Origin of the sequence: Enterococcus sp. DIV0755b, from assembly GCF_051713765.1 — a bacterium.
In the GTDB taxonomy this organism is placed as follows: domain Bacteria; phylum Bacillota; class Bacilli; order Lactobacillales; family Enterococcaceae; genus Enterococcus_C; species Enterococcus_C canintestini.
Window position 1 is genome coordinate 1 of record NZ_JBIOQN010000004.1, and the last position, 11,012, is coordinate 11,012.

Here is an 11,012-nt window from a genome sequence, read left to right on the forward strand (position 1 = left end):
TTGAGTATCTTTTTCTTGTAGCTGTATATCTTTTTGATCCAACTGTTTTTTGAAAAAAGAAACGAGTTCTAGATCGGGAACTTGGTTGGCGTTTTTATGGTTTTCGGTTTTTGATTTTTCGACAACTGGTTTTCGTTTTAAGTTTTCGTTTTCGGTTAAAAACATTGATTTTATAGCTATTTGCCCGATTTCATTAATCACAAACTTGTTTCCGATTTTCGCAAACCAAAGTTTTCGATTTTCATCAGAAACTTTTTTGTTAATAGCTGTTTTACTAACTCCTAATTCTTCAGCAAGCTCTTTGATTGTTTTATCTGCCATAAGTCACCTTCAGTTAAATAAATTATCTAAATCAGATAATAAATTTTTTTTCTCTTTTTCCGAAAGTGCGGACTGTGTTTGCTTTTCAAGAGCTTCTTTCTCTTTTTCTAGTTGTTTGATTTGTTGGAGGAGTTCAAGTTCTCGTTTCTTCTGTTTGATTTTTTCGTTAATTGTTGTGGCAGGTTCTTCGTATTCTTTTTGTTTATCAGCTAAAGCCAATGCTTTATTTTGTTCTTCTTTGGTTGGTGCATGTTTGTTAAAGTCGTCTGCTTTTTTGATTTCTGGTTTAAACGTAAATTGATAGCCAATGACAGGTTTTCCTCGCCCTTTTCCGTATTTCTTTTTGATTGTCAGACCTTTGAAGATTGCGGTTAATTCCTGACGTATAGGCTTTATAACACGATTATCAATGTTTGCTTGGTTGTTCCAGTAACTTTTTGGAATATCTAATAGTTCATGAAAATCCTCTTTAGAAAAATAAACAAAACCTATAGTTCGATATTGTTTTAGTAATCGAAACATAGTCTTTGCATAGCTACTTTGTAATTCGTTAAATTGTTGGAGTGAATAGCGAACCCACTCATCTAAATTGTTTAGTAAAGGTAAAGCTTTTTCGTAAACTTGTATGTCTACATATGGATCTTTAGCAGTTCCACGTATTTTAAACTCACTAAACATAACGAATCTATCTATATCGAGCCCATTAGCACTTCTTTTACCAAAACGTAAATCCATTAATTTATCATAAGTCATTTCTAAATCATTAATGAAACGATTATTAGCAGTTGCTTTATAATTACTTAAATCTTTTAGCTGGTCAAAAGTAAGACGAACGGTTTTATCGCCTTTTTCGCGCATTCTAGACACAATAGAGAAGAATAGATTCATTTCAACTGGTGTAAATTTCCGCAACGGAATGGTATTTAATTCATGATGGTATTTCACGATTTCATTTGCCAAATCTATTCCTCCTTACTCTCCCAAAGGATACAGACGTTATAAACAACGTTTTGTCTGTGATAATACATATTATAACATACGTGAGTATAAAAAAAGAAGTTTAAAAGCAGACAAAATGTAGTTTAAAAGCAGACAAAATGTAGTTTAAAAGCAGACAAAATGTAGTTTAAAAGCAGACAAAATGTAGTTTATAAAATGCTGTATCCATTGAAGGAGTAAGGACACAGCCAACGGTAAAGAGGTTTAAAAAGAGATTTAAAAAGAGATTTAAAAGAGGGCGGGCAGATTTCCCACCTAAAAATCACTCCTTTTTTCTCCAAACAGGTTCGCGAATTTTTCTAAACTGAAAAACTTGCTCCCTACGGTCGCTAATAAAGGTGTGATCACTTCGCTCTCACATTGTACTTGCAGCGGTCGCTCTGCTCCCTCGCTAAAATCAAACCCATTCTTCAAAGAGGTCTTTGTGAGGCTCTAGGAGCTCATCTAAGCCGTTTTAAGACAAGCAAGATAAAATAAACCTTATCTTGTTCTCAAGCGCCTTACAGGCGGTCAGGGCAAGCCCTAACAACCCAAAAGCAATTATGCTATACTCATTAACGGCAGCTTGCCCCGATTGGGGGTGTTCACATGCTTCAACAAATTCTCACGTTGGTTGTCGCCCCTATCTTGGTGGGGATAGTCATTGAACTATTTGCTTATTGGCTAGATAAGCGAGACGACAACTAAGCAAGTTGTCACTAGTCCACACGCTTGGAGTCGCAACAAGCGCAAAAAAAGCCACCTCTATTCGCAGTAGGGGTGGCTTTTGTGTTACACATGCTCGAAATTCTCACGTTTCGCACCCTGAGTATAACAGCTTTTTTTTAGAAAATCAACGAATAGACTTTTGAAAAACCTCTAAACATATTCTAAAACCCCTCTAATTTCCGTTCTAAGGCATTTTAAATCGTTTTAGGTATATTTATATATCGAAACAGAGCGAAACACCTTAAATCGAATTCTGAGGGCGCTTGTGCGTTATTCCTTATTTTGTCGGTTCATAAAGTTGGTAAAATAATTTCCTCGCTCATCTTGCAATTTGAGAAACTGAATTAGTTTGTCTATGTCCTCGCCAGAAAGTTCACGTCCTAATACGGATTCTACTGCTCCTCCGATTCGACAAAGGCGGTGTGTTCTTGCTCGACGTTTGTCATTTCCGCCAAATTTTTTGTCAAATTCTGATTTTTGGTGTCTTGTTTTTCTTTTTTCTCTAATTCCTGGAGCTGTTTTAATAATTCTAATTTTCGTTCTTGCTCTTTGATTTTATCTTGTAGCGTTGTCGATTGTTGCTCGTATTCTTTTTGTTTGTCTGCTTGTGCCAACGCTCTGTTTTGTTCTTCTTTGGTTGGCGCATGCTTGTTAAAGTCGTCCGCTTGTTTGATTTCTGGTTTGAACGTAAATTGATAGCCAATGACAGGTTTTCCTCGCCCTTTTCCGTATTTCTTTTTGATTGTTAGTCCTTTAAAAATAGCAGTTAATTCTTGACGAATAGGTTTTATGACATTTTTATTTATATCACTTTGCCTATAACTTTTTGGAATATCTAATAGCTCATGAAAATCATCTTTGGAAAAGTAAGCAAAGCCCTTGGTTCGGAATTGTTTTAGCAATCGAAACATTGTTTTTGAATAACTACTTTCTAGCTCATTGAATTGTTGGAGAGAATAACGTACCCATTCGTCTAAATTATTTAACAAAGGCAGAGCTTTTTCGTAAATTCGTATATCTACATAAGGCTCTTCAACGTCACCATTGATTCTAAATTCCGTAAACATCACAAACATATCGTAAGAAAGCCCAGACTCACTTCTACGACCAAAGCGTAACGATAAGATTTTCTCGTACGTTGCCTTTAAATCATCTACAAACCGCACGTTAGCAGTTGCTTTGTAATTACTCAAGTCTTTCAGTTGGTCAAAACTAAAGCGAACAGTTTTATCGCCTTTCTCACGCATTCTGGACACAATAGAAAAAAACAAATTCATTTCTACAGGAGTAAATTTCCGCAAGGGAATGGTATTTAATTCATGGTGGTATTTAACGATTTCATTAGCCATTCAAACACCTCGTTTTTATAGGAGTTAAATTATATGATAACTTCCCCTATAATAACACGCCCAAACAGACAAAACCACCCCCATAAACAGACAAAATGACCTTCATAAACAGACAAAATGACCTTCAAAAGATTCTGTACCCCTTGGGAGAGTAAGGACACAGCCGACGGTAAAGAGGTTTAAAAGAGGTTTAAAAAGAGATTATAAAAGAGGGGGGCAAAATTTCCCGCCTAAAAAAGCGCCTTTTTTTTAGCTAAACAGGTTCGCGCATTTTGCAAAACTGCAAAGAAAAAACCAAAAAACAAAAAAGGTGTGATCGCTACGCTCTCACATTAGGCTTGCAGCGGTCGCTCTGCTCCCTCGCTAAAATCAAACCCCCGTGGGTCAAGGACGCCTCTGTGAGGCTGTGACAGGCTGTAAGAGCCTCTCTAAGACGTTTTTAGTGGTTTCAGAATATCTTGTTAGGCTTGCGCCTTTCAGGCGGTCAGGGCAAGCCCTAACAACCCAAAACCCAAGCGTGGGACACATAGTCCACTTTAAGGTAATTATAGTATCGGGCAAGTATGCTATGATCGAATACGGCAACTTGCCCCTGAAAGGGGGTGCTATTCATGTACGAACTTATGTCTTTGGTTATCGCTCCACTCTTTGTGGGTCTAGTAATCACGCTAGTTAATCATTGGTTAGACGATTAGCAGATAACTTCGCAAGTTGTCCTAACCCACACGCCTATCCGCAAGGCGAATAAAAAAGCCCAGACCTGTGACGAGGTCTGGGCTTTTGTGCTATTCATTACGAATTTATGTCTTCCGCAATTTGATTATAGCAAGTATTACCTGAAAAATCAAAATCTGAAAATAACCCCAAATAAAAAAGTTACCCCAGCAATCTAACTGCTGGGGTAACTCACATAAGAAATATTCATAGATATCTTGGGTGTTAAGCTAACAAAACATACTTCCTGCAAGATATGCCGCTCCAACAGCTTATTAACCTCCTAAAAAAAATAATATAGTGATTAAGCTTATAGGAATATAAAAAATTCCCCATAAGATTGAATGTTGTTCCCTATTATTACTGGTACGTTGATTTAAAATGGTATCAATACTAAATGAAAAAAATAGTAACAAAGCTAAAAATAAAAAAGTTTTGAAATGGAACAATTTAAAAAAAATTGGTGAAAGAATCAATAAGGTCATGCATTGATAAATGGTTAAGAAATATTTCGAGTACACATACTTCAAATTTTCACCTTCATTTCTTCAAAATAATTTTAATTTGAAAAGTATATATCCTAAAAACAAAAAACTTAAAAAGTTTAAAGGTATAACTAGTCCTAACAGTTTACTAATAGATACAGGAGCTAAAGACCTGTTAACTATATAAAAAGACGAGATACTTGTTATCGTTATACAGGTAAAAAAAAGCCCACTAAAAACTAAATCAATATTTTTTAAAATATTTTGTGAGACAAGAAAAATTAATGTTGGTACATAGGCGTACAATAAATAATTAAATATAGAGATTTTTTTATTGTACATGTTAGTCGCCCCCTTATTTTGGACAAGCTGCAGAAACTGGAATCCAACCTAAACCAACAGCAGCCCCTGCAACTAGACCTGCAGGCCCACCGAAAGCAGCTCCAATTGCACCACCATAAATTGCAGATAGTGCCACGCCAAACCCTCCTACAACCCAGTCACACATAGTAGCTCTTCTTGAAAGCATATTAACAGGATCACCATTTTTTGTGAATTGTTTGTACAATGTTGTTCCAGCTGCATTTTCTGCAGTTGGAGTGATCGAAAATCACGCTCACATTTTACTCGCAGCGTTCACTCGCTAAAATCAAAGTCAAAACCATTGATAAGGTGCTCTTTGGTTAGGCTCTATTTGCTCGTCTAAGGATCTCTAAGACATTTTTAGTGGTTTCTGATAATCTTGTTAGGCTGCGCCTTTCAGGCGGTCAGGGCAAGCCCTAACAACCCAAAAGCGGCTATGGTATACTCAACTTTGGCAACTTGCCCCAAAAGGGGGTGTTACTTTTGAAAGATCTCATCACAACAGTCATTGCACCAATTTTTGTTGGGCTAGTCATTGAACTAGTTTCTCATTGGTTAGACGAGAAAGATAATGACTAACAAGTTGCCACTAACCACACCTTTGTTTTTGTAGCTGCAACAAAAACAAAAAAAGCCAGTCCTTCTGACCAAGGACTGGCTTTTGTGTTACTATCAGATCTCATCACAACCTGCATATTGATTATATCAACCCTGATTCCAAAATGCAAAATTCATGCTAGAACAATTCGTATACACTCATTTTTTGTTTACTCCCTCAAATCGTTTTTAAGGCCGCTCTCAGGCCCTGTACGGCGTTTTAAGTGTCCTCAGGTACTTTTTACCCCTTTTAACCGCAAACCTCCTCAGAAGCGTTTTAAGGCCTTTTTCTGTCATGTCCAATAAAAAACCTTGGGCGTTGCCCAAACCCACCAGGAAATCATTTCCTGGACCTTCTACACGTTCGCCACTCGTGGGCGTCCCCAACAATGGGTTGGGGCAGACAAGAGCGTACAGACTTGTTTACAGCCGTCCATTCCTTAAAGCCTCTCAGAAGCTCTAAGAAGCCCTCACAGGCGTTCTAAGACCTTCTAGTTCGATTTACCATGGACTGCGCTTTATCTTCGTTTCTCTTGTTTATATTTGTTTCTATTGCCGTTCAGGAAATCTACTTTTCCTGAAAGTCAGGCACAACTATCGAAGGAGCTTGCGACTGATAGTTGGGATTGACGGAAGGCTTCACGAGCTCCAGCGAGTGACTATTATTTTTTCTTTCTTTTTTTTACCTCACAAAAAAATACGCCACTTTCTTTTTTTTTTTCAACTTTTTTTGTTCGCCCGGACAGCCGAATACATTAGGTGTAGTTACCAGAATTTCTGACCATTTTGTCTCATAAGGGGTAAAAACCCACGTTGCGACAAAATGGTCAGAAATTTTGGTAGGCGGAAAACGTTATTTTATTCGGCTGTCCGGGCGTTTTTCACTTTGATCGTTCCGCAATGTTTCCGCAACAAACCCGCAAGGAAACCGCAGCTTTTCCGCATATTTTTTTCGATTTGTCTTTTGCATACTTCCTGCATGGTTCCTGCACATTTACTGTATACGTACTGCCGAATTTGGCGATTGAATTGTTCTCTTGTTGGGAGTTGAAACTCTATGCTTACTCTACAGTTACTCTATAGATACTCTATACTTACTCTCGATTTTGATGCGTCATTCGTTATTCGTTTTTTTCGTAATAGTCCGATGAAAGTCCGGCAATAGTCCGACACAAGTCCAATTTTTGGGCGGTCACTTTTCGTCATTTAGCGCATTGTTCTGTTATTGGTTCGTTGACAAAAACCACAGTATAGCCACGGCGTAACCACGTTAAAACCACGGCATAACCACGGATTTATGCCCATCATTTACACGCATTCGATTGATTATTTTGAAGCTGGTTACATGCTGTTTAAACGCAAAAAGAGACGTCATTTGCCAACAATCAATGTAAAACAAGACGCGTTTTTACTCATCAATTACGTTCGTTTGATTCATTACTTTGAAGCTAATCGCATATATTTCACAAGCAAACCATCAATCAACTTCGTTCTAAACAACTATTCTTTGCCTATAAAAGACACACAAAAAATCTAAACTTTTTCGAAAAAATGAGAAAAAGTTCCCTCTCACAATTGTTGTATTAATTTGGGGCAAGCATCGGGTGTGTGCGCACACACCACCATTCCAAGTAGAATTTTTGCTTGCCTTTTTCAAAAGGCAAGCATCGGATATGGACGTCCATATCCTAAAATTCCAAATGGAATGCTTGTTAGGTTTCACCTAATACCGATAAAAAGTCCTAAAGCGAAAAAATATTTCACTTCCGGACTTTTTTGTCGCTTTGCTCGAATGCTAACCATAAGGGGAATTATAATCTCATAGGGCGCGCTTATACCCACCAACTTTCGTTTAGTTTTATCCGTCAGGCGTGTTGGATAAAATTCGCTGCGCTCTTGTTTTAGTATTTACCAAAATTTTGTAGGCCATTCAGCAAATCTTGTTTGTCTTTTTCGGAAAGTTGCGAATCATTTTTGCTTTTTTTTGTTCTGTAGGTGTCTGTTCGTGCTTTTCTTTTTGCCGCTTGTTTTTCTTGTGCAGCTAATCGTTTATCTAGTTCTTTCAGCCTTTCTATTTTTTCTTGTACTTCTTTAGTTTGTTAGTTAGCGTCCTGTTATCGAGAGTATTTTCAAATGGCGTTCATTTCTTTTCATATTTTCTGATTTTTTCTTTTTTAGGGAATACTTTGTATTTAGAAATAGGGGAATTTTTTAAGAGATATTGAATTTTTTACATTTGGTATAGTCATTTTACTACTTTTATTTTTATCTGCTAGTGTCCTATCTAAGAACGAGATATAAAAAAGCCGTTAGTTATTAAACACTAACGGCTTTTTTGTCATAATTTTATTCTTTATTTTGTTTCTTTTCGTTTTTTATATTTTTTAATTCATTTTCAAGTTCATCTGCTTCACTTGCAAGATCAAAGACTTCTTTATCTCTAGAATTTCTTCCAAAAACAAATCCAAGAAAAAATAAACAAGGAATACTCATCACTGTAGAAATAAGTTGTTCTTTTCTAGAAATAGGAGTAAATAATCCCATGATTAGCCATAAGGAAGGAGTCAAACAAATAATTGATATATATATATCGGTTAGTCTAAAAAGTCTTTTACTTTTTTTATCTTCCATAATTTCTCCTATGCAAAAATATATCCATCATATCGACCATCAGCTTTATCTAATCCTTTGGCAATGAGATCTCCTACAGATGTTCCTCCAAGAGTAAGACCTATACTGATTGCTGTTCCAACCCAAGAAGCTGCACTTTTTCCAAGTGTTTTAGCAATTTTTCTCTCTACAGTGCGGGTGATATTTTTTCGGTTTGCTCGAATTAGTTTGATAACTGTACTACTTGTTTTAGCAGTTGCACCAATTCCTACAGCTATCAAAGCAATATCAATAGCTGTAGCAATATTTGACCTCTTATTGTACCATTTTTTACCTAATTTAACCCAATTAGGATCAGCGACAATAGGGAAAAAGTTTTCTTCATCAAAATCGATTATTTGAGTTAGTGTATCTTCATTAATCGTATAACGGGTTGGAACTGAATTTCCTTCTGAGTCTTTCGCCCATGCAGCATCAATCATATTTACAGGTAGACCTTCTTCGTTAAGAATATAAATATTCCCAGTTCCGGGTGCTTTATTTTCCATCTCTGAGGCATCGAATAATTGATATCCTTCAGGTAAATTAATTTTGAAACTGTACTCGTGACTGGCGTTAGAATCATTGATAGAAATTAATGCTCTAAAACCTAAATCTGTATTTTGTAAACCTAAATCGGAATCTTCTCCATCATAAATTACAGTATCTCCAACATCTAAAGCATCAGTTGAAAATTGTTCAGGTAAGGAAACATCAATATTTTCCTCCCCATCTTTTAATTGAATTTCTTCATCAGCATTTTTTGGTAATGTAACAGATAATTCGTTATCTGCAACTTTAACAGCTTGATTAATTTGAGTATTTTTTACAACCACATCATCCAAGCTAGTTGCATTATTTATGGCTTCAACCGTTTCTTGAATTGATTCGGAAGTTTCTGCTAATGCTAAAACGGGGCTGGCTAGTGAAAAAGATAATACTGTTAATGACAATATAGCAATTTTTTTGGTGATTTTCATATATTGCTCTCCTTATAAGATATCTTTCTAATTTATATGTTGATTTCAATAATTAAAAAAAGTAGGTTACAATAGTATTATATGCCCAGTGTCCTGCACTAATCGTGATTCCACTTAAAACAATAGCTCCAGTTGCTGCTAAAGCAACTTGTCCAATATATCTACCAATACTAAATGTCGAAGAGCCAAAGTCTGAGCCAGAACGAACCACATTCTGGCTCAGACTTTGATTTTACATAACTTATCAGTCATTTTTTCCCTTTGATATTTACTGATTATGTTGTACATTATTGTTTTCCAATCAATTAAATTGTTTCTTTATTTAGAAGATTCTAGTAATTTTGCTTTTAACAAATCATTTGCTGTTTTGTAGTCATAGAAAGAGGCATACTCATTTTGCAAAATATTTTCAGCATAAATTAATTGTTTTTGGATATCTGCTTTATCATTTGAGTTACCAGTTTGGTTATCTAAAAAATCAGAAGCTGTTTTTATTGTTTCTGCTAAATCTTTTCTTGCTAATGATAAATCAGCGGAATGTGTGTTGTATAAGTTTGATCCCTCTACAATTGAGTCTAATAATTCTTTATACGTTGTTTTTAATCTAGTAATATCAGTTGTTCCTGAACGCAAATCTTTTTTTGCTTTAAATAAAGCTGTATTTAATTTGTTTCTGTAATAGGCAGGAGCATTGATACTTTTTAATTTATTTTTTAAATAATCTTCTCTTGCAACGTATTTTGCTAAATAACCTGAATATCTAACATAGGAGGTATCGTTATCAGAAGCATGTACAACATTTCCTACTCCCATCGATAATACGGCACATAAACTAGCTAATAAAAGAACTTTTTTCATGATTTTTTCCTTCTTTCCATATTTAGATTAAATAAAATGATGAAAAAAATATAAAATGGAAGGTATATGTTTGTCAACGCTTTGCTCAAACAAAAATACTTACATTTTCGAAAGATTGGTCTACTTGGGAAGCAAAGAAGTGAAGTGTTATTTAAAGCGTTGGTTAACATAATGTCGAGTATACTAAGTAGCGCCTGTACCAACCGTTACAGGGGCGCTTTTTGTGATTTTGGATTGGTCTACCTAAATGAGCCGTTTAAAAGATTGATTTTAAGCCGTTTTTATGATCCGAACTTTGTGATTTTTTTTAATCTACCATTGATTTATTTGTTATTTTTTCTTGCTATTAGCCAATATTTTCCACCAGCGTAAACAATCGAAAAGATAAGGACAGTGACACAGTAACGAATAGGATTCCAAGGAGGAGTCAACCAAAAATCAAAGATAAATAGAAAAATACTGAAAAAAAAGAACCGTAAGCAAAATTTGTGTTGTTTCACTTTTCATTTTTATCTCTCCTGTTGATTTATGTTTAAAATTGTTATCATTTTTTAGAGGAAGATTCCTGTTTTTTTGAGTGCAGCATTCATAGAAAAAAGAAAAAGTCGATGCCATATCGACTTTCCCTTAACAGAATTTTCTAAAATTTATCACTTAGATGGAATAGTCACACATGTTATTTACTTGGTCAGCTGATTGATTTTACAAAGAAAAGAAATATACGTTTTAGAAAATTCTAACAAAAGTTATATGAAGAAAAATATTTTTTGTCAAAACTAATTTTAAGATTTCCAAATTTGCCACCACTTTTTGTTAGTTGGTGGTATGTCGTTCATTGAGTTCTTTTCTTCAGAAAAAGCAGGTGATTCATTTTCTGGCGTTTCTTCAGTGTAAGTTAATTTTAGCTGATCTTGTAGCTTCTCGATTTGTTGGTTGGCTTGGAGCGTGAGTTGTTGTTGCTGGTCGAGTAATTTTTGCATTTGCTTTAT

General features: G+C 35.4%; 10 protein-coding genes and 2 pseudogenes. 3 read left to right on the plus strand and 9 right to left on the minus strand.

The window, feature by feature from the left end:
* Together IGI65_RS14065 and IGI65_RS14070 are read right to left on the minus strand one after the other, a co-directional pair.
* Positions 1-321, minus strand: a pseudogene (locus IGI65_RS14065) (DUF536 domain-containing protein); the annotation flags it as partial.
* Positions 322-330: 9 nt separating this feature from the next.
* Positions 331-1,281, minus strand: a complete 951-nt coding sequence (locus tag IGI65_RS14070) for a replication initiation protein (protein WP_067396405.1) — start codon at positions 1,279-1,281, stop codon at positions 331-333.
* A 627-nt stretch (positions 1,282-1,908) separates the two neighbouring features.
* Between IGI65_RS14070 and IGI65_RS14075 the strand changes: the two genes are divergently transcribed.
* Entirely contained in the window at positions 1,909-2,007 is a 99-nt protein-coding gene (locus IGI65_RS14075) for a type I toxin-antitoxin system Fst family toxin (RefSeq protein WP_115241680.1), read from the plus strand.
* A gap of 413 nt (positions 2,008-2,420) precedes the next feature.
* Here IGI65_RS14075 and IGI65_RS14080 read toward each other — a convergent pair whose 3' ends face one another.
* The gene (locus IGI65_RS14080) at positions 2,421-3,377 is read right to left on the minus strand and encodes a replication initiation protein (RefSeq protein ID WP_438774490.1); all 957 of its coding nucleotides are present in this window, start codon (positions 3,375-3,377) and stop codon (positions 2,421-2,423) included.
* 623 nt (positions 3,378-4,000) lie between these two features.
* Here IGI65_RS14080 and IGI65_RS14085 point away from each other — a divergent pair.
* Entirely contained in the window at positions 4,001-4,072 is a 72-nt protein-coding gene (locus IGI65_RS14085; protein ID WP_245631227.1) for a type I toxin-antitoxin system Fst family toxin, read from the plus strand.
* 859 nt (positions 4,073-4,931) lie between these two features.
* Here IGI65_RS14085 and IGI65_RS14090 read toward each other — a convergent pair.
* Positions 4,932-5,054 (minus strand): hypothetical protein, encoded by a 123-nt coding sequence (locus IGI65_RS14090; protein WP_438774491.1) that lies wholly within the window; start codon positions 5,052-5,054, stop codon positions 4,932-4,934.
* A 359-nt stretch (positions 5,055-5,413) separates the two neighbouring features.
* Between IGI65_RS14090 and IGI65_RS14095 the strand changes: the two genes are divergently transcribed.
* Positions 5,414-5,518 (plus strand): type I toxin-antitoxin system Fst family toxin, encoded by a 105-nt coding sequence (locus IGI65_RS14095; RefSeq protein WP_346190142.1) that lies wholly within the window; start codon positions 5,414-5,416, stop codon positions 5,516-5,518.
* A 2,364-nt stretch (positions 5,519-7,882) separates the two neighbouring features.
* Here IGI65_RS14095 and IGI65_RS14100 read toward each other — a convergent pair.
* The 5 genes and pseudogenes from IGI65_RS14100 to IGI65_RS14120 form a co-directional block, all read right to left on the minus strand.
* Positions 7,883-8,167 carry a hypothetical protein gene (locus IGI65_RS14100; protein ID WP_067396388.1) on the minus strand — a complete coding sequence of 95 codons (285 nt, stop codon included), beginning with the start codon at positions 8,165-8,167 and terminating at the stop codon, positions 7,883-7,885.
* Positions 8,168-8,175: 8 nt separating this feature from the next.
* Positions 8,176-9,165, minus strand: coding sequence for a hypothetical protein (locus tag IGI65_RS14105; protein ID WP_438774492.1), 990 nt, complete (start codon positions 9,163-9,165; stop codon positions 8,176-8,178).
* A 52-nt stretch (positions 9,166-9,217) separates the two neighbouring features.
* Positions 9,218-9,376 carry a hypothetical protein gene (locus tag IGI65_RS14110; protein ID WP_438774493.1) on the minus strand — a complete coding sequence of 53 codons (159 nt, stop codon included), beginning with the start codon at positions 9,374-9,376 and terminating at the stop codon, positions 9,218-9,220.
* A gap of 107 nt (positions 9,377-9,483) precedes the next feature.
* Positions 9,484-10,023: a hypothetical protein gene (locus IGI65_RS14115; RefSeq protein ID WP_067396395.1), complete on the minus strand. Its 540-nt coding sequence runs from the start codon at positions 10,021-10,023 to the stop codon at positions 9,484-9,486.
* Between the two features lie 782 nt (positions 10,024-10,805).
* Positions 10,806-11,012, minus strand: a pseudogene (locus IGI65_RS14120) (DUF536 domain-containing protein); the annotation flags it as partial.